The organism is Armatimonadota bacterium (assembly GCA_016789105.1).
Classification (GTDB): Bacteria; Armatimonadota; Fimbriimonadia; order Fimbriimonadales; family Fimbriimonadaceae; genus UphvI-Ar2.
Map to the genome: position 1 here is coordinate 1 of JAEURN010000011.1, position 18,839 is coordinate 18,839.

Annotated in this window: 20 protein-coding genes; 11 read left to right on the forward strand and 9 right to left on the reverse strand. The window is 56.5% G+C overall.

All coding sequences use genetic code 11. The features are described from left to right. A partial coding sequence (locus tag JNM28_12850) for an HAD-IC family P-type ATPase (GenBank protein ID MBL8069329.1) occupies nt 1-702 on the forward strand: 702 nt, incomplete at its 5' end. A gap of 187 nt (nt 703-889) precedes the next feature. Here JNM28_12850 and JNM28_12855 read toward each other — a convergent pair. After that, the gene (locus tag JNM28_12855) at nt 890-1,930 is read right to left on the reverse strand and encodes an MFS transporter (GenBank protein MBL8069330.1); all 1,041 of its coding nucleotides are present in this window, start codon (nt 1,928-1,930) and stop codon (nt 890-892) included. Further along, complete coding sequence (locus JNM28_12860) at nt 1,930-2,247, reverse strand: carboxymuconolactone decarboxylase family protein (protein MBL8069331.1); 318 nt, start codon at nt 2,245-2,247, stop codon at nt 1,930-1,932. The genes JNM28_12855 and JNM28_12860 overlap by 1 nt, the downstream gene beginning before the upstream one ends. A gap of 10 nt (nt 2,248-2,257) precedes the next feature. Between JNM28_12860 and JNM28_12865 the strand changes: the two genes are divergently transcribed. After that, on the forward strand, nt 2,258-2,866 hold the full coding sequence (locus JNM28_12865) for a molybdenum cofactor guanylyltransferase (GenBank protein ID MBL8069332.1): 609 nt from the start codon (nt 2,258-2,260) through the stop codon (nt 2,864-2,866). A gap of 60 nt (nt 2,867-2,926) precedes the next feature. Here JNM28_12865 and JNM28_12870 read toward each other — a convergent pair whose 3' ends face one another. The 3 genes from JNM28_12870 to JNM28_12880 all read right to left on the reverse strand — a co-directional run bounded on the left by JNM28_12870 (nt 2,927) and on the right by JNM28_12880 (nt 7,305). Beyond that, nucleotides 2,927-4,300 carry a hypothetical protein gene (locus JNM28_12870; GenBank protein MBL8069333.1) on the reverse strand — a complete coding sequence of 458 codons (1,374 nt, stop codon included), beginning with the start codon at nt 4,298-4,300 and terminating at the stop codon, nt 2,927-2,929. 71 nt (nt 4,301-4,371) lie between these two features. After that, nucleotides 4,372-5,703 (reverse strand): NarK/NasA family nitrate transporter, encoded by a 1,332-nt coding sequence (locus JNM28_12875; protein MBL8069334.1) that lies wholly within the window; start codon nt 5,701-5,703, stop codon nt 4,372-4,374. A gap of 114 nt (nt 5,704-5,817) precedes the next feature. Continuing rightward, nucleotides 5,818-7,305: an MFS transporter gene (locus JNM28_12880; protein ID MBL8069335.1), complete on the reverse strand. Its 1,488-nt coding sequence runs from the start codon at nt 7,303-7,305 to the stop codon at nt 5,818-5,820. A 46-nt stretch (nt 7,306-7,351) separates the two neighbouring features. On the opposite strand from JNM28_12880, the gene moaA reads away from it, so the two are divergent. Genes moaA through JNM28_12920 form a run of 8 tightly spaced genes read left to right on the forward strand, consistent with a single transcriptional unit; the run spans nt 7,352 to nt 15,485 of the window. Continuing rightward, nucleotides 7,352-8,377: a GTP 3',8-cyclase MoaA gene (gene moaA / locus JNM28_12885; GenBank protein MBL8069336.1), complete on the forward strand. Its 1,026-nt coding sequence runs from the start codon at nt 7,352-7,354 to the stop codon at nt 8,375-8,377. Beyond that, entirely contained in the window at nt 8,374-9,276 is a 903-nt protein-coding gene (locus tag JNM28_12890; GenBank protein ID MBL8069337.1) for a bifunctional molybdenum cofactor biosynthesis protein MoaC/MoaB, read from the forward strand. The genes moaA and JNM28_12890 overlap by 4 nt, the downstream gene beginning before the upstream one ends. Next, complete coding sequence (locus JNM28_12895) at nt 9,273-10,433, forward strand: molybdopterin molybdotransferase MoeA (GenBank protein MBL8069338.1); 1,161 nt, start codon at nt 9,273-9,275, stop codon at nt 10,431-10,433. Before JNM28_12890 ends, JNM28_12895 begins: the two co-directional genes overlap by 4 nt. Beyond that, nucleotides 10,430-10,672, forward strand: a complete 243-nt coding sequence (locus tag JNM28_12900; protein MBL8069339.1) for a MoaD/ThiS family protein — start codon at nt 10,430-10,432, stop codon at nt 10,670-10,672. The genes JNM28_12895 and JNM28_12900 overlap by 4 nt, the downstream gene beginning before the upstream one ends. Before the next feature lie 38 nt (nt 10,673-10,710). After that, nucleotides 10,711-12,075, forward strand: coding sequence for a ThiF family adenylyltransferase (locus JNM28_12905; protein ID MBL8069340.1), 1,365 nt, complete (start codon nt 10,711-10,713; stop codon nt 12,073-12,075). Then, complete coding sequence (locus tag JNM28_12910) at nt 12,062-12,808, forward strand: sulfite exporter TauE/SafE family protein (protein ID MBL8069341.1); 747 nt, start codon at nt 12,062-12,064, stop codon at nt 12,806-12,808. Before JNM28_12905 ends, JNM28_12910 begins: the two co-directional genes overlap by 14 nt. Before the next feature lie 44 nt (nt 12,809-12,852). Continuing rightward, complete coding sequence (locus JNM28_12915; GenBank protein ID MBL8069342.1) at nt 12,853-15,036, forward strand: molybdopterin oxidoreductase family protein; 2,184 nt, start codon at nt 12,853-12,855, stop codon at nt 15,034-15,036. After that, the gene (locus JNM28_12920; protein ID MBL8069343.1) at nt 15,033-15,485 is read left to right on the forward strand and encodes a hypothetical protein; all 453 of its coding nucleotides are present in this window, start codon (nt 15,033-15,035) and stop codon (nt 15,483-15,485) included. Before JNM28_12915 ends, JNM28_12920 begins: the two co-directional genes overlap by 4 nt. A gap of 3 nt (nt 15,486-15,488) precedes the next feature. Here JNM28_12920 and JNM28_12925 read toward each other — a convergent pair whose 3' ends face one another. From JNM28_12925 to JNM28_12935, 3 genes are read right to left on the reverse strand one after another with little or no spacing between them, the layout of a single operon-like run. Continuing rightward, nucleotides 15,489-15,722, reverse strand: coding sequence for a hypothetical protein (locus JNM28_12925; protein MBL8069344.1), 234 nt, complete (start codon nt 15,720-15,722; stop codon nt 15,489-15,491). Continuing rightward, a complete protein-coding gene (locus tag JNM28_12930) occupies nt 15,722-16,219 on the reverse strand; it encodes a Rieske 2Fe-2S domain-containing protein (GenBank protein MBL8069345.1) in 498 nt (165 codons plus the stop codon). The genes JNM28_12925 and JNM28_12930 overlap by 1 nt, the downstream gene beginning before the upstream one ends. A 6-nt stretch (nt 16,220-16,225) precedes the next feature. Then, a complete protein-coding gene (locus JNM28_12935) occupies nt 16,226-16,831 on the reverse strand; it encodes a 4Fe-4S binding protein (protein MBL8069346.1) in 606 nt (201 codons plus the stop codon). A gap of 145 nt (nt 16,832-16,976) precedes the next feature. Between JNM28_12935 and JNM28_12940 the strand changes: the two genes are divergently transcribed. Further along, on the forward strand, nt 16,977-18,134 hold the full coding sequence (locus tag JNM28_12940; protein MBL8069347.1) for an alginate export family protein: 1,158 nt from the start codon (nt 16,977-16,979) through the stop codon (nt 18,132-18,134). 2 nt (nt 18,135-18,136) lie between these two features. Here the strand turns inward: JNM28_12940 and JNM28_12945 are convergent, their stop codons facing one another. Then, entirely contained in the window at nt 18,137-18,838 is a 702-nt protein-coding gene (locus tag JNM28_12945) for a Crp/Fnr family transcriptional regulator (GenBank protein MBL8069348.1), read from the reverse strand. Nucleotide 18,839: the final 1 nt, after the last annotated feature.

Genomic DNA, 18,839 nt, shown 5'->3' on the forward strand with positions numbered 1-18,839 from the left:
ACCCTGTCCGGGGAGATGGCAGTAATCGGCAAACTCTCATGGGTCGCAGAGTTGGCAACGATCCCTGAAGACGTTCGCCAGACCTTTGAAGAGCTTGAGTCTATGGGTAAGACTGTTTTTGTTCTTCAGACAGGCGTGAACCACGCTGTGCTCGCCGTTTCCGACGTGGTTGGAGATTATAGTGCTGAGGCTATTCAGCTGCTGAAACAAATTGGTGTGGAGCCAGTCATGGTGACTGGGGACAACCTCAGGGCCGCTGCTGCCGTTGCGAATCAAGTAGGAGTTGAGCGAGTGGAAGCTCAGGTGCTACCTCAAGATAAAGCCGAATTCGTCCGCAAATACCAAGTCGCAGGCCGCGTGGGCATGGTGGGAGACGGAATCAACGATGCGCCAGCCCTGGCCCAAGCTGACCTTGGTATAGCGATGGGCCAAGGGACGGATGTTGCAATGGAGACCGCTGGAGTAACCCTTCTTCGATCAGATCTTCGCGGCGTCGCGCAGTCTATCCGCCTTGCACGCGCTACCCTTTCAACAATCAAGTGGAACCTGTTTTGGGCATTCGTCTACAACGTCGTTATGATCCCCCTGGCGGCCCTGGGCCTTCTCAGCCCAATGTTGGCAGCTGGTGCGATGGCGTTCAGCAGCGTTTCGGTCATCCTAAACTCATTGAGACTTCGCAGCTTTGATGGACGAACCGCTTAGGTTGCCGTGTGGTCGCGGTTAGAACTGAGCTTTACCGATTTCGCTAATTGAGAATGGCTAGAGGGTCTCGCCCCAGGTCTCTCCTAGGTCTCTCAAACAGATTTGAGAGACCTGCTTGCCTTGAACTCACGCACTTAGGTTCGAAAATGAGGAGTACACCCTCCGCACCACAGAGGGCGTTAATCTCTCAGCCAACGAACGACCGATCTTCCATCGCTGCCAGTTGGTTGATGGCGATGAGTTTGCGCTTCTCGGCAGGCGAAAGATCTTGATGGTCGCCAAAGTCCACGCCGACTTCCTTCATCACCTCGACCAGATCATCGTGATGCAGCTTGGACTGGTACTCGTCTCCCGAGCGAACGCAAACTGCCTTGGGACCTTCTATTCCGGCTTCCTTGTAATAAGCAACCCCAAGCTGAGCCGGACGCTGAATCACGTGAAACAGCTTTCCGAACGGCATCCAAAGCAGCAGAATGATTACCGTGAAGGCGTGCAGCAGCGAGATAAAGCTAAAGTGGGCCCCACCCATCAGCTTGTAGCTAGCCGTGATCATCAGCCCCGTGATGGAAACGGCGAAAAGCAAAACGAGCGGAATCAAGTCGTTTTCAATGGACTGGACGGCATGGGCCCCGTGCTGGAAAACGCGCCGATGCATCGCAAGGCCTATCCCCCCGAGAACGAGAAAAGCGCTGATGTTGAGGCCGTTAAAGAGGAGCCATCCAACGACGCTGTTCGGGTCGAACGAAAACTGAGGAATGCTCATGAATTCGACCTGATAGTTGTATCCATCCGGTGCGACGCCAAACTGAATCCAACCCCAGCTCAACGGAAAGGTAATCGCAAAAGCGATCAAGCAACCCCATGCCATGCCCATATGGGCGAGCCACCGAGTTGTGCTTCGCTTTCCGATGAACTTCTGGAGGACTATGTTGTAGATGAGCAAGCCGACAAGCTTGAAGATGTTCCGAACGAGCTTCTTGGGCTCCACAAAGAGCTTCCATGACGCAACGAAGTACCGCCATGTGGCTGGTCGCTGAATCCACATCAAATATCGGTAGGCAAACGCGAATGCGGCAAAAATGGTCGCTGCTGTATAAGCCGCCAGCGGCGAATCAAATCGCGTGAGCTTGCCCGAACCGAAGTAGATTGCTACTAGGAGTCCGAGTGAACAAATCAAGCCACCGGTGATCGCGATGGGGAGTGGATTTTTGGGGGGACTTTTGGTCATCACTTATCCTCTTCGAGTACGGAGTCAATCCAGCTTAGGCAAGCCATCATATGCGGGAATCCCAACGTCGGCGCGGCGAGCAAAGCAGCATGGCGCAACTCCTCAACGGTCGCTCCAGCTTGGAGGGCCTTGTGAGCATGGCTCTTTGCCCCCCCTTCGAGACGGGCTCCGAAAGACATCGCGAGTTTCATGAGGCATCGGGTCTTTTCGTCGAGCGGGCCCGCGGTTGCTACTGCTTCCCCATAGGTCTCGTAGGCTTTCCCGACCTCAGGAAAGTCTTCAAAGAACCGAACATACCGTTTTGGCAACCGTGCCATAGTCAAGAGTATGGAAGGCCAGGTGGGGGCGCACTATGATATCGATCATGCTGACCAGTCTTCCGTCTTGTTGACCGGAGGGGCAAGCCGCCGGATGGGCTTCAATAAGGCTTTGATTTCGATGGGAGGCGAGCCGCTTGCCGTCCGGTTAGCCCGAATTCTGCGGGAAGCAGGCTGGGAACCCACGATCTTGGGTCGCGCCCCTGTCGATGGATACCGGTTTCATCCTGATGATGAGATCGAGCTCGGGCCACTCACGGCAATTCGCGCATTCGTCCCGACCAGCCATCTTGTCTTCGTGCTTTCGTGCGATGTGCCCCTTTTTGACGGGGCCGTCGCGAGGGCTCTCAAATCCTGTCTCGGCGAGAAAGAAGCAGCGATTCCCTCTATCAACGGTCGATTGCAACCTTTGTGCGGAGTTTATCGTCGTTCTGCCTGGGAGAAAATATGCGATGTTGATTCGCCCAGAATCATGGATTGGGTGAAGGCTTTGGACGTGCAAATCGTCAACGAATCGGACTTACTCCGGCTTGGGGTTCAGCCCGATTGGTGTAGAGGAGTCAATACACCATTAGAACTAAAGACCTTGCTGGATTCTGCAAGTCGTCCTGACAAGTAGAGAGTGTGCTATCAAATCGCTTGAACTCGTTGGCTGCACCAAAATCGCTCCGAGTGATTTTCAGCAAGTTGCGGAGTAAGTTGGGTTCCTCCGAAACAGGAAACGAAGCATAACCGTAGCCCAAATGCCGAGACCGAGCAATTCGACGAAACCGGTCCAGCCCATCGGGGCGAAGGCAGAGCGATTCAAGTCCGTGATAATTTCCAATCCGACCCTTGCCGCATTGCCCACGTTAAGCAGAATAAAGACGCTCCACAGAGCGGGAACCTTTCGCTCATCCAGCTTCAGCATTTTCGTGACCAAGTGGTAGCCCACCGCCACGATCATTTGCGAAATGAATCCCACCGTGACCGCATGGCGGATCGCACCGGTGTAGGCGTGCGAAAACGGAGCGCCTATCGCCCGCAAATGCAGGGGTTCCAAGATCAGAAGCGCGCCAGCAATTAGCAACCAGGCAAATGCAGAGCGGATGAACTTTTGACAGGGATTGGCATGGCGCACGAGGCTGAAGACACCCAAAGAAAGGGTCATTGCCCCCGCCCCTAGAGCCAACAGAACGCCGCCGAGCCGAAACCACAAATCTGTGCCCGGCAAAAGTTCGGACTGAAAATACACGTTCCAACCGACCACTCGGGCGACCAGCCCACTCGACCAGAGTCCGAATGCAGCAAGGCCCCAACCTGAATCAGCGGCTCGGAAACCAAGGCATCCGGGGAACTTGCTCGCCGCGACGCCAAATATCATCATCGCCACGAAGCCCAAAAATTGTAGTTCCCGAAGGGGCGTGAGCCATTGGGCGACAAAAGCAATCGACGCCTCTCGGCTCGGCTGGTGACTAAGCGCAAATGCAATTGGCTCGGCAAGGGAGACCAGGAGCAAGCACCCCAAGGAGGCGAACACAAACGCCGTCGGCCACGTGAGGGGTTCCGCCTTCCGGTATCGGTTAGCGCCGATGTTGTACAAAAACAACGCCACGGCGACAATCTGTAGGCTTGCGGAGGCTAGCCCTAACCAGAGCCAGCGTGAGGCATCTTGCTGGGCGAGAGGTTCGGCTACGAATCGCAGCGCAATACCGGTTCCCATGCTGCCTAGAGCCCACCAGGCGATCTTATGGAACGTCGCGCTCTTGGCGAGCGTGGTTCCGTGCTGTTGCATGGCAAACCCCATGACAAAAAAGCCGACCCACCCAAAGAGCTGCGAGTTGGCATGGGCCAAGACGTAGGGGGTCCAGAGAGACGCCGTATAGCTTCCTTGACGAGCAATGCCCATTAAAGCAATCGCCCCGAGCAGACAACCCACCGTAAGCACGGTGATGATGCCGCTCACAAAGAAGGGGCGGTACACCTGGGTTTCCGCGCGATCCGTGCCCGACTTGGCGACGGGAATCGTCGAACGCATCGGAAGCAGAGTCAACGAGGACCGATCTTTGATCATGTTTCCTATTATCGAAGGCTTAGCCCAAGGCCACCATGATGGGCGTCATACCGGGAGCGGCCGCTAGAGGGCTAGCAGGGTATTTCAGCCCCTTTTCGGGAGTAGTACCACCAGTTCAGGCCGATATTGATCACGTAGAAAATGGCAAGGCCCATGAAGAACGGGGCCGCATTGCGGCCCGATCCGAGCACCGCGCCGAGAGTCAGGCTGAAAGCGAACGGCCCATAGGCCGCAATCGCGGAAGTCCATCCGATGACGCCCCCAGCCTGGCGCGGCGGGAAAATCATGGGGATTTGTTTGAACGTGCTCGCATTTCCAATGCCGCTAAAGAAGAAGATGCCGAGCATGAGCCATAGGAAGCCGCTCCAACTGGCCATTGAGCTTGGATTCGCAAAGGGCAGAATCGCGATACTGCATGCCAGCATTCCGATCCCGCTGACTATCGTCACCTTTGCCCCTCCAACTTTGTCTGCGACTGGCCCTGCGGCAGCGCGGACTCCAGCACCAACCAGCGGCCCCAAAAACGCAAAGGCCAACGGATCAGGTGCGCCATCGAATCCACCGTAGAGTTGCTTGATCATTAGCGGAAATGCAGCTGCTAGGCCACTAAACGACCCGAAGGTCATGACGTAGAGTGACGTCATGACCCACGTGTGCTTTTCCTTGAAGATATCGAGTTGCTCCTTGAAGCTTGCCTGAACCGGCACGTCCCGAAGACCAAACCAAGCGACCACCGCACCCAAGAGCACAAGCGGCACCCAAATCAACGCACCGTTCTGAAGATAGATGTTGCTGGTCGCCCCGGTTTTGGGGTTCGTCAGAGTTTGCGAACTTCCCAGAAGGGCGATCCCAATGATGGCGGGGATAAGAAATTGGGCAATGCTCACGCCAAAGTTGCCGATCCCCGCTTGAATCCCGAGCGCCGTCCCCAACTTGGATTTTGGGAAGAACAACGATGTGCTCGGCATAAATGAACTGAAGTTGCCCCCACCCAAACCGGCGAGAAAGGCCAAAACCAAAAAGGTCGAGAGCGGAGTCTGGGGGTTCATGACCGCAAACCCCCAACCCACGCAGGGGATCGCCAAGAGAAGCGTCGATACACTCACGGTCTTGCGCGTTCCAAAAATGGGGATGAGAAAAGTGTGGACGATGCGCAAGGTCCCAGCCGCGAGGCCAGGCATGGCGGTCAGCCAGAACAGTTCGTGCGGTGCAAACTTGAAGCCGATGCCGGAGAGCTTCACGACTAGAGCGCTCACCATGAACCAGGTGGAGAAGCTGAGGAGAAGGCAGAACGTGGTGATCCACAGCGTCCGCCATGCGACCGTCTTCGCGGTTGACTCCCAAAAGGAAGGGTCATTGGGTTGCCATTCTTGAGCGTTCGGCGCGTCGGTTGGTGTATTCATGAGTCGGACTCGTTGCCTTTCCTCATTTTCGATGACCCGCAAAAGACGCGCTATGATGCCTGTCATAGAATCTCAGATTCCAAGCGGGTTTGTTGAGCGCGCTAGAACGACGGTCTATTCCGTAGCCGGAGCTCGCTTTGCCATCTTAAGGATCGTGACGTGCATCCAAACAAGGCAAACAATGCTAATGAGTGCGAGGAGCAGCCAGCAAGAGGTCCAGAGTCCGGTCAGTTTCAGCAGATAGCCAAAGAGAATGGGGCACACAAATCCGCCGAGTCCGCCGATGACTCCAACGATTCCACCCACGACGCCGACGTCATTCGGAAAATAGTCGGGAATGTGGCGATACACGGCGGCCTTACCGATCCCCATCATGATTCCCGCCAAGAAAACGATCGCAGTAAACACCCACACATTGGCCTGAAAATAGACGTGAGTCACACCACGGGCGAGCAACTCGCGCTTCTTCACCTTTTGGCCCACTTCCACTATCGGCTCTTGCCACGACCGACTTCGGGGGAGGATGATCGTACCCTCTGAAAGACTCGAACCCTTGCTCGACAGGGTCTGCGTCGAGCCCCGAGCAGTCTTGAGAGCATACGACTTGTCATCGATTTGAACCCGATCTTGACCGACCTGAGTCACGGTTCCGGCTCGTTCAGCCAGAACTCCTTCCCCTGGGGACATGATATCCATGCGTGGCGCGATTACGAGTGCGAACAAAACCACGCAACTTGCCAGCACCCAGTACATCGTGGCCCGGGCTCCAAATCTATCGCTCATCCACCCTCCGAGCGCACGAACCAAACCGCTCGGAAGGCTAAAAATGCTCGCCATGAGACCCGCCATGGCGAGGCTCATTCCATAGACGCTGAGATAGTAAGGTACGAGCCACTGAGCCAGTGCGACGAACGCCCCAAACACCAAAAAGTAGTAAGCGCCAAATCGCCAAACTCGAACGGACTTGAGAGGGGCAAGCATGGTGCGGATCGTCTTTTGGCTCGCTCCTTCTGTGACCCTGTTCTTCGTTAAGAGCGCAAACAGGATCGTCATCCCAAATAGGCATGCCGCATAAATCAGGGGCAAGGTTCGCCACCCTTCCAATTGGTTGCCCTCCTGAGTGAGCATTTGCAGTGTGAGCGGAGCCAGCAGCGTGGTCAGCGCCGAGCCTGCGTTTCCAACGCCGAAGATTCCGAGTGCGGTCCCTTGTTTTTCCTTGGGAAAGAACACGGACGTGTAGGCGATCCCAACTGCGAAAGCTGCTCCGCTCATTCCGAAAATGAGTCCCGAGATCACAAGATGGGCGAACGTAGTTGCGAAGCTCACTGATGCAACTCCGGCGGTCGCAAGTAGCATCACGCCGATGTAGACCGGCTTGCCCCCAAAACGGTCCGTGAGTAGCCCGACCGGCAACCGCATGATCGACCCCGTGAGAATGGGGACACCTAGGAGCCAACCGAGTTGTTCTTTAGATATTGGGAAGACCTGCTTATCGGCCAAAAAAGCCCCCAGCACACCGTACATCGTCCAGACGGCAAAGCACACAGTGAAGGCGATCGTGTTGAGAATGAGCATGCGGTTGGCAAGGGCTCGATCTGGCATGACTCAGTTATGGCCTGCACTCTCGGCGAGGTTTATGATGGATATCATGGTTCTATGCGGCGGCTTACGGCACAATTCAGCCGTGACCCATGCGGACCTGCTGACAGACCGGTTTGGTCGATTCCACGGCTACCTGCGGGTGTCGATCACGGATCGATGCAACTTTCGTTGCGTCTACTGCATGCCCGAAGAAGGCGTGGCCTGGCAACCGCGCGCAGAAATTTTGAGCTTTGAGGAGATTGAGCGGTTGGCTCGGTTTTTCGTTGAGCGTGGCGTGCGGAAGATTCGGCTTACCGGCGGCGAACCAACCCTCCGTAAGGGCTACCTTAACCTCATAGAAGCAATTGCCGCCATCCCGGGCCTAAAACAGCTTGCTCTCACAACCAATGGAACCCGCTTGGCCCAAGACGCGGCTGCGCTCAAGGCGGTGGGGTTGACAAGTGTCAACGTGAGTCTTGATACCCTCCGCCCAGATCGCTTCGTTGAGATCACGCGGCGCAACGAGTTGCCTAGGGTTCTTAGGGGAATTGAGACCGCTCAAGCGGCGGGGCTTGAGACGAAGATCAACGTGGTGGTCCTTCCCGGGGTCAATGAGGATGAGATCATCCACTTCGGCGAGTTTGCCTGCAAGCACAGCCTTACTGTGCGATTCATTGAGTTCATGCCATTTCTGGACAACAGTTGGAGCGCAGAGCGGGTCGTCTCCTCGACAGAGATTCGGACCCGGCTCTTGGACCGATTTGCTCTTCGACCCTTGGCCCCTGGGGATTCGGATGTTGCACGAGAGTACGCAATCGACGGCTCTGATGGGCGAGTCGCCTTCGTCTCAAGCGTCACCGAGAGTTTTTGCTCAGGCTGCAATCGGCTCCGCCTGACGGCAGACGGCCAACTCAAATCGTGCCTTTTCTTACCGCCAAGCGTCTCGTTGCGGGACTTGATTCGAAAAGGAGCTTCAGACGAAGAACTGGAGACCGCCGTGAGACAATGCCTCGATGGCAAGTGGAGCGCCCATCCACCGATGCGAAACTGGGCTCAACGAGATAACTTAACCATGGTGCAAATCGGCGGATGAGAGACGTTTCCTTTAAGAACACGACCAAGCGAACGGCGTTCGCTCGCGCTGAACTCACGGCGAGCGCGGAGACGATCCGCCGGGTCCAGAATGGCGACACGCCCAAGGGGGACCCGGTTCCCGTCGCCAAAGTGGCAGCAATTCAGGCGACGAAGAAGACAACCGAGTGGATTCCTTACTGCCACAACATCCCGATTGAGCATGTGCGGGTTGACTTTGAGTTCCTAGAAGACCGGATCGCGGTCGAGGTCTTCGTTGTTTCCGTCGCCAAGACCGGGGTCGAAATGGAGGCCATGACTGGGGCTGCTGCCGCGGTGCTCACCCTCTACGACATGCTGAAAATGATCGACGACGACATGGAAATCGTCGGCGTTCGCCTGCTCTCAAAGACGGGCGGGAAGAGCGACTTGCCCAAACGAAACGGCTGGAGCGCGCAAGTCCTAGTGATGTCAGATCGAGCACATCGCGGCGAGTACGAAGACCGAAGCGGCCCGATTCTTGAAAGGGCGCTCGATGCTCACGGTGCAGGCTCAGTCTCCATCATGGTCTTGCCAGATGAATCGGATTCGTTGGCCAACGAGGTTCGCACCGCCTCTGAAAGTGGTGTCTCGATCCTCATCATCACAGGGGGCACGGGAGTTGGCCCGCGTGATATCACCCCCGATACAGTCGAGCCGCTCCTCGAAAAAAGCCTCCCCGGTGTGGTCGCGGCATACCAATCTTACAGCCACTCACGGCTACCAACCGCCATGCTGGCCCGGCCCTTAGCCGGGATCATCGGACAGACCGTTGTGCTGGTCGTTCCGGGCAGTCCGGGAGCTTGCGAGGATGCCATGGCTTGTCTTATGCCGAGCCTCTTGCATGTTCATTCGATGCTCGCTGGGGAGGGCCACCCATGATTTCGGTCGAGGAAGCGCTCTCCATCATTCGCGAACATCGACAAAACCCACCCAAAGAGCGAGTAGAGTTGGGTCGCGCACTGGGGAGAGTTCTAGCTCAGGATATCGTGTCCCCGCTTGATTTCCCGCTGTTTGATAACTCTGCGATGGACGGATTCGCGGTCGGCAGTCCGGAGGGGCCCTGGGAGATCATAGGTGAGATTACAGCGGGGGCCTCAACTCCGGTGATACTTCAGCCTTGCGAAGCCGCACGCATCTTCACGGGGGCCCCAGTCCCGAGTCGGACCTACGGCATCATTCCGCAAGAGGATGCCACCGTGCTAGAAGGCTTGCTGGTGGGAACGGTTCGAAAAGGCGGACATATCCGGTGTCAGGCTGAAGAGGCTCCGGCGGGTTACCTCGTTGCACAACGGGGAGCGACCATAACACCACCCCACCTAGCCGCGTTTGCGAGTTGCGGACTAGAAGTCATTGAGGTGCGCAGTCTGCCGAGGGTCACTGTCCTGAGTACCGGAAATGAAGTTGTGCCCCCAGGACAGGCGCTTCAATTCGGCCAGATCTTCAACTCTAATGCGACCGCCCTCTCTTCAGTTTTGGCCCTGAGAGGCATCCGCGCAGAATTCAGGCATGCCAAAGACTCTGGTGCAGAACTGTGCTACCAAATCCGGGAATCGATGAAGAGTAGTGATCTTTTGATTACGACCGGCGGGATTTCGGTCGGGGCTTACGATCTTGTTCATTCGGCGATAGAAGAGATGGATTTCCAAGTGAAGTTCCACGGCGTCGCCGTGAAGCCGGGCAAGCCCATCGCCTTCGGAGTGCGTGACGATGGGAAATCTTGGTTCGGGTTACCTGGCAATCCTTTATCGACATGGGTTGGTTACCTCGTGTTTGTCAGCACTTGGCTGGGTGACGAATCACCCGGTGAACCGAGGCCGGTTGCCTGCAACTTTGACCGCAAACCCGGCCGAGAGGAGTTTCTGCCTGCTAAACGACTGCCGAGCGGAGAAGTTACCATCCAAAATATTGTGGGTTCACACGCGAACTTTGGTCTTCTGGAATGCGAAGGGCTTGTACGGGTTAGCCCTGAAGCGAGTGCATTAGCCCAGGGGGATCTTATTGATTTCCTTCCTTTTCCGTGGAGCCGGAATTCATGAAGACCGTCACGATCCGCTATTTCGCCGTCCTAAGAGAACGACGTGAGCTCGCGGTTGAACAGGTAGCGACGCGTTGCGAGACGGTTGGCGAGCTCGTGGAGTCGCTGATCGCCGAGCACCGACTCGGGCTCCCCCCAGCGCTGATTCGCGTCGCCATCGACAGTGAGTTCGTCGATCCGGCTAACCCATTGCGAGAAGGTTGCGAGCTTGTTTTAATTCCTCCGGTGGCAGGCGGATGAAGTTCTCACTAAGCGATACGCCAATAGCTCCTGAGCCGATGGCCCATGATTCAGCGGGCGGGTTTGTAGTTTTTGAGGGCAAGGTCCGAAATCACGCCGACGGTCAAGACGTGGTGGCGCTGGAATACGAGGCTTTCCCCGAGATGGCCCTCTCCCAGGGTGAGGCGCTTGTTCGAGAGGCCATTGATCGCTTTGAACTTCTGGAGGCGAGGGTTATTCACAGGGTCGGCAAACTCGCCATCGGAGATACTGCAGTAGTGGTTCAAACGGCCTCTGCCCATCGGCGAGAGGCGTTTGAAGCCTGCGAGTGGATCATGGATCAGCTCAAATGGCGGGTCCCCATATGGAAACGAGAAACATACGCTAGCGGGGTCGTCGAGTGGGTTGTCCCCGGTCAGGCCACGACTAGCCCCTTGGACGATGCAATGTTTGCCCGACAAATGCGGCTTCCCGAGGTCGGAGCTGAGGGTCAGACCGCACTCGCTGGAGCGAGGGTGCTGCTGGTCGGGGTTGGGGGTCTGGCGGCGGGATGTCTTCCTTCCCTGGTGGGATCAGGGATTGGGACGCTCGGCCTGGTGGACCCCGATCTGGTTGAACTTTCGAATATTCATCGCCAAACCCTGTTTGCCGCCTCCGATATCGGACGCATGAAGGTCGAGCGGGCCGCGGTATTCGCGCGTCGTCTCCGGCCCCAACTGTCGGTTCAGACGTTTCCCGTGCACCTCGCCGAAGCCAATGCCGAACAACTCGTCTCCAGTTACGACTGGATCGTGGACGGAACCGATTCCTTGAGCACCAAGCTCCTGCTCGACCGAGTTTGCCAGAGCCTCGGTCGCCCCCTGGTCACCGCCAGCGTCCACCAGTTTGAGGGCCAACTGATGTCGATTCGGCCCGGAGGACCGTGCCTAGCCGATCTGTTTCCGGAACCTCCTCCCGACCATTGCGTTGGAACCTGCGCCCAATCCGGAGTGCTTGGCGTTGTGCCCTCGCTGATGGGGGTTCTACAAGCAAACGAAGTCATCAAAGGCATCCTTGGATTACCGGTCTTGGACGACAAGTTGCTCTTGTTTGATTTCCGCACCTTAGAAGCAACCACGATCCGTCGCACGTCCTCCGGTGAACGCAGTTCCGTGGGCATCATTTGGGATGTTGACGCGGCCTCGATCAATCTTGAAAACTTCGATCTGGTGGATATTCGGGTCCCAGGTGAAACTCCAGAGCTCACACGGCCCCATCATAGAGTGCTCATGGCGGAATGCTACGAGGTCGAATGGCAACGACCTACTTTGTTCGTTTGCGCCTCCGGAAGGCGTAGTTACCGCCTAGTCGCCGACCTCAGGGCACGGGGTGTTCGCGACGTCTTCTCGCTCCAAGGAGGAGTCGAGTATTTTGAACGTGATTGAGCCTTGGCTCTTTATAGGGGTCTTCGCCGTGGCCCTTGGCTACAGTATGGTCGGCCATGGCGGAGCCTCTGGATACTTGGCTCTGCTTGCATTCACCGCGATTCCAAGCGCGGTTGGGGCCACTACAGCGCTCGTTCTCAATGTCGTTGTCGCGGGCATCACCCTGGTGGTTTTTGGTCGAGCGAAGCATTTTGATTGGAATCTCGCGTGGCCGCTCTTGCTGGGTTCGGTTCCCTTTGCCTTCTTGGGGGGTCGCCTCAAGTTTGAGAATCGAACCCAAGATCTCGTTCTTGCCGTGGTGCTTCTTTACGCCGCCGGAGTGCTGATCTTCAGCGTCCCCGCGAAAGACGGCGAGAGCCAACTACCTGTTCGCCCTATCCTCATGGGGTCCGGGGCTGGCATTGGTTTCTTGAGCGGGCTTGTCGGGGTCGGCGGAGGGATTTTTTTGTCTCCGCTGATGATCCTGAATCGGTGGGCGCAGCCGCACAAAGTGGCAGCCCTCTCGACGGGGTTCATTTTCGCGAACTCGTTGGCCGGTCTCTCGGCTCGACCCTTTGATCTCCTTCGAGAAAGCCTGAGCCTCTGGCCGCTGATCACCGTTGGCATTCTTGGAGCAATCGGTGGCAGCTTCCTCGGAGCCCATCGAGTATCAAGTCTTGCCCTTCGGCGAGCGCTGGGATTGGTTTTGCTACTTGCCGTGGGCAAGCTGCTCCAGAAGGGATTGGGGCTATGACGCTTGTCATAGCGGCAACACCCCAGCGAGACTAAACTTCAGATATGGCTAAGCCCCCTGTCTCAATCGAGAAGCTGATCGAAGAATTCGGTCCGCACCCCGCCTACACGCCTCCCGGCGGTTGGGTGGGCAGGGATGATCCCGACAAGCTGGTGAAGACGCACTGTTGCTTCTGCGGTATGCAATGCGGGATCCAGTTAAAGGTCAAAAAAGACCAAGTCATCGGATTCGAACCTTGGGAAGAATTTCCGTTTAACAAGGGCAAACTCTGCCCTAAGGGCGTCAAGCGATACCTACAAGGAGGCCACCCTGATCGACTGCTCAACCCGATGAAAAACGTGCCGGGCCAAGGATTCATCTCGATCTCTTGGGAGGAAGCGTTCAGCACCACCATCAAGGCTATCCAGGACGTTCAGGCTAAATACGGCAATGACTCCGTAGCCTTTCTCTCCGGCGTTTCTCTCACCAATGAAAAGAGTTATCTGATTGGAAAATTCGCACGACTCGGATTGCAGACCGCCAACCTCGACTACAACGGGCGTTTGTGCATGGTCAGCGCCGGAGCCGGAAACAAGAAGGCGTTCGGGCTTGACCGTGCCTCAAACAGTTGGGAAGACATCGTTCACGCCGAAGTGATTCTCCTTGCCGGAACGAACGTCGCCGAGTGTTCCCCCATCACGACCGACTACATTTGGCGAGCCCGGGATCGCGGCGCGAAACTGATCGTGATCGATCCCCGCGTGACGCCCATCGCCCGCACCTGCGATCTACACCTCCCGGTGCTCCCGGGGACGGATTCGGCGCTGCTGTTGGGCATCCTGCGGGTTCTCATTGAAGAAGGCCTGACGAACGAAGCGTTCATCGCCGAACACACTTCGGGCTGGGAAGAAACCAAGGCGGCGGCCCTTGCGCTCCCACTAGAGGAGTCCAGCCGCATTAGCGGAATTAAGGTCGAAGACATTGTTCGAGCCGGAAAAATGTGGGGCGAAGCGAAGACCAGCTTCCTGATGCACGCCCGAGGGATCGAGCACAGTTCCAAAGGCGTGGACAATGTGGTTAGCTGCATCAACCTCGTTCTTGCCACCGGACGGATCGGGCGCAAAGGCTGCGGATACGCAACTATCACAGGCCAAGGCAATGGTCAAGGAGGGCGCGAACACGGCCACAAATGCGACCAACTCCCCGGCAACCGGGATATCTCGAACCCTGCCCACCGTGAGTACATCTGCTCGGTATGGGGCTGCACCGATGAAGAACTCCCCGGCAAGGGTTACACCGCGCCCGAGATCATGGAAATGATCCATGCCGGAGAGATCAAAGCCCTCATCTCCATTTGCTTTAATCCGCTGGTCTCCTTGCCTGATTCCAACTTTACGCGCGAAGCCCTCAACAAACTGGATCACTACACGGCTATAGACTTCTTTTTGAACGAGACTGCTCACCACGCCGACATCGTAATGGCGGGATCGCTTCATGAAGAGGAGGATGGAACCAGCACCAGCGCCGAAGGCCGGGTGATTCGGATCAAGAAGGCGGTGAACCCCCCCGGAAATGCGAAAGCCGACACCGACATCATTCTGGAACTCGCGCTGCGACTCGGACGAAGCAAGTTCTTCGACCACTTCAAGACGTCGGAGGACATCTTCAATGAGCTGCGAGTGGCCAGTAAGGGTGGCACGGCCGATTACTTCGGCATCACCTATGAACGCATCGAGAACGAGCTGGGCGTCTTTTGGCCCTGCCCCGAAATTGGCCACCCAGGCACCCCTCGCCTGTGGGAGGACCTGAAGTTCAAGACCTCCGACGGCAAAGCGCACTTCAACGCCGTCACTTATCGGCCGCCGCTGGAAGAACCGGATGACGAGTATCCCGTGGTTCTGACGACCGGGCGCGTTGTGTCGCACTATCTGAGCGGAACCCAAACCCGACGGATCGGGGCGTTGGTCGATCTCTGTTCCGATCCCTACGTGGAGATTCACCCGACGTTGGCCGCAAAATACGGCATCGCCGACAAGGACTGGATGCGCGTAACTAGTCGGCGGGGCGAAGTCGTCCTTCAGGCTAAAGTGGTCACCACGATTCGCCCGGATACCATCTTTATCCCGTACCACTGGCCGGGGCGTAAGGCGGCAAATAACCTCACCATCCGCTCCTACGATCCCGTCAGTGGCATCCCTGAATACAAACGGGCCTGTGTGAAGATCGAGAAGTCTGAGCCGCCGCAATGAAACGGGCCTTTGCGCTGGAACCATTCTCTCGGGATCACAATGACGGCCTGCACCTCGCTCGGACGCTTAAAGAGGAGCGTCCGGCCGCTCCCGCACTAGCTCGCGAGGCTTGGGAGGGGGAGCTTGCCGACCACTTTGCCGAAGAGGAGCGACTCCTCGGCCCGCTGGCCGGTGAAGACTCCGCACGGATGCACGAGGAACACCGCCTGATCGAACAGCTTATTGAGGAGCTACCGAGCTCTTGCCTGGCCTTGGGGAAAGCTCTCGAAGATCACATTCGCTGGGAAGAGCGGGTGTTGTTTCCAGCGATTGAATCCCGCATCACCCCCGATGAGGAGGCTAACTTGGCTCAGGAAGCTCTCAAAATGGAGCATCGCCGGTGGGAGACCTGCCCAAGCCGGGCCGAAATCGTGCAGCGACGGCTCGCTCGCCTTCAATCAAAGTACTGACGATTACTGCATCTTCATCAGCCGATTTACTCCGGCGAACATCCAAATATTGATGCCGAGAAGCAAGAAGCTGAATGCCGAGGCTTGAATCACCATCACGGTCTTTCCGGCTAGGATGTTTTCGAGCACCATCACAAACAGCCACAGCTGGATGAGAAACAAGATCAACGCAAACAGCAAAAACCCGACGAAGACGACTGCTTTTTGGCGACGGCGATGGAATTGCGGCGTGTTCACTAGTGGTCACCTTTGATTGCACCAGTCGCCCAAATCTCGCTACCACGAACTTCGATCTTAACTTGGGGAAGGGGGTGCGGCGGCGGACCTTGAACCACGCTACCGTCTTCCAAGGAAAAAGCACCGTTGTGGCATGGGCAGTAAAGGAGCTCACGCTCGTTCTTGACTTCGTACTCCACGGGGCAAGAAAGGTGAGTGCACCGCCGTTTGAAGGCGACGAATTCGCCGTCCTGCTTCCTGACGAGAATGCACAGATCACCTGGTCGTGGGTAGCTGAAAGCCAGGGCGGAACCGGGCTTCAAATCTTCAGTCGAGCATATCTTTGCGGCCTCAAACTTGATTTCCTCCCTCGGAATTTGGGCGTAAGCCGCCAGTGCCGCCGTGCCAACCGCTACACCACCACTGGCTAACGTGAGAAACTTGAAGAACTCACGGCGGGTCACAAAGTGGTCGTCTTCCCACTCAATCGGAAAATCTTCTTTCAGCTTGTCGTTCATGTTAGATTATCGCTCCACTTGTCGCACGGCGGTCAAAAGGTCAGATCGACGAACGACCGCATCAGGTTTAACCGTGAGTTGTTTTGTTCCTCGGGGCATCATCAGGTGAACCTTGGTAGTAATCTTCTTATTGCCAAATATAAACTCGTTGATCGGGGTTCCTGAGCGTTCGGCGGCGAGTTCTTCGGGCGTCCCGTAGAACAAAGCACCGGATGGGCATACGGTAGCGCACATGGGTTTGAGTCCGATGGAAGTGCGGTCGTAGCACATGTCGCACTTCATCATCTGGTCCACCTCAACGTCGTACTTGGGCACTCCGAATGGGCAAGCGAACAGGCAATTCGTGCACCCGATACAGCGCGGCTTGAGCGAGCTTTGAACCACTCCATCGGGCGTCTTTTTGATGGCATCCGCTGGGCACACCATCGCGCAGGCGGGCTCGTCGCAATGCATGCAGATGATCGGCGTCGTCTGAACGGTATCGGCGCGCTGTACTTGCTCCAAGTGGATCATCGAAACGCCCGGGTGGGTGTCGCACTCGGCGCACGCCTGAACGCAGGCGTTGCAACCGATGCACCGGCTTGGGTCTATGTAGAACTGCCGCTCACTCACAACCACTATGGTTGCACGCAGAGCAACCGCCCACCATGATATCCATCATAAAGCCGGGTGGCTCGCTCTTCCCATCACTCCACATATGACCAATATCATAGGAATCCAAGAAGCAGTCAGCAAAGATTAACTTATGCCGATCCCTTTGGACAACTTCGACAGTCGCGACATTCAAATTCAGCCAATACTGGAGTTTCGAGCCCGGTATGAGCGGCGTATCGACGCGGACTTTCAACCTGACCGGCGTGATAATCGAAGCAACCTGTTGCTCAGAGGACGAGTCGGTCTGCAATTGAGCAAAGACGGTGTCACGGGCAGAATCGTGTACCAACACGCGAGCTCACTCAACTGGTTCCCCGCCGGCAACGGTATTGCGATCCGAAGCGATCTCCTTGAAGCCAACGTCAGCTTCAAGAATGGAGCGACCACCTACACACTAGGGCGGCAACGTTTCGGGTTGGGCAATCGAAGGCTCATCGGCGAACTCGATTGGAACAATATCGCCAACGCGTTCGAAGGCCTAAAAGTTGAGGACCGGACTTGGACCTTCTTCCTGATGCGTGCCGGCGTATTGCCAACTCCCTCGAAGAACTTAGTTTTGTCGGGAGTCACCTTCAAGATGGCGTCCAACACGACGGCATTCATCATCAAAGTTGATGATGCAAAGGGGGTAGCTCAGACTCGGTATACGCTTTCGAATGAGGGAACGTTGAAGCCGAATGCGCAATCGACCTTAAGCTATCAAATCGGCTTCCAGGCGGGTCATCAGGACGGGAAAAGTGTGCAGGCTTGGGCGGCGAATGGAAGGTTCGGAATGGATATCGCGCCAAAGGTGGAGGCGTACGGCGATGTCAACATCGCCAGCGGCGGCAGTAGCAACCGGGTCAACTCCACTTTTGATCAGCTTTATCCCACCGGGCATGATCGGCTCGGATTGATGGACACGACAGGATGGGAGAACATTATCTCTGCGACCGCGGGACTGAAGTTCAAACCAAGTGCCGATTCGTCGCTCCGGCTCAGTTACACGTGGTTGCAGCTTTACGACAAGCGTGACGCTTGGTATGGAGTAGGCGGAGCGATTAATGCCTTCGGCGCAACGCTCTATAGAGACCCAACCGGGAACGCAGGTCGCGATATTGGGCAGGAAATCAGTCTAGACTACTCGTCGACGTTGGCCAATGGCTTCACCATGAGTACTGGCGCTGGAGTCTTTCTTCCAGGCCGATTTGTGAAGTCCATCGGCGGAGGCAGATCGGGAAATCAGACCTTCGGCTACTTCATGCTCGGTTGGAAATTCTGAACCTACCGTACGGCCTGAAGCAGTTTTTCCAGGTCTTTCACAAGAATGTGGCGCGCTTGGGTTTCAATCCACTCTTGCTTCTGCCAGCGGCTAATGATACGGATCGTGGACTCCACGGTCGTACCAGCGAGCTCAGCGATTTCTTGCCTCGTGAGAGGAACGTCCAACAAAAGCCCCTCGGGGAGTTCACGCCCAAACGACCGCGTGAGTACGAGAAGCACCGCCGCGACGCGTTGCTCAACTGTCCCTACTGAAAGGTGGGCGATGAGGTCGAATGACTGTCTTAGCCGGTGCGTAGTGCGCTTGAAAACCTGTTCTTTCAAAACGACGTTCTTCTCATAGACCGGTAAAAAGCCTGCCTTCGGCACTTTGAGATACCAGGTTCCGGTGATCGCTTTGGCTGACTGCGGGCACCCTGTGCCATCGATGGCCCCTAACAAACCGAACACGTGACCTGGACCCATGATTTCGGTCGTGATCTCCTGATGGCTTGGCCCCACTGTGGTCATCTTGATGAAACCAGTACCAACGACGCCAAAAAAAGAGACACTGCTACCGCTAAGCCAAATCGTCTCGCCCTTCTCGGCATGTGCCATCCGAGAGTTCACCACAAGCTCCCCGACCTGTTCATCCGTAAGGCCTCCCAGCAACGTGCTGCTCAAGAAGACTTCCCGGCGTGACGGTGCTTCGACTTGCTCAGACATG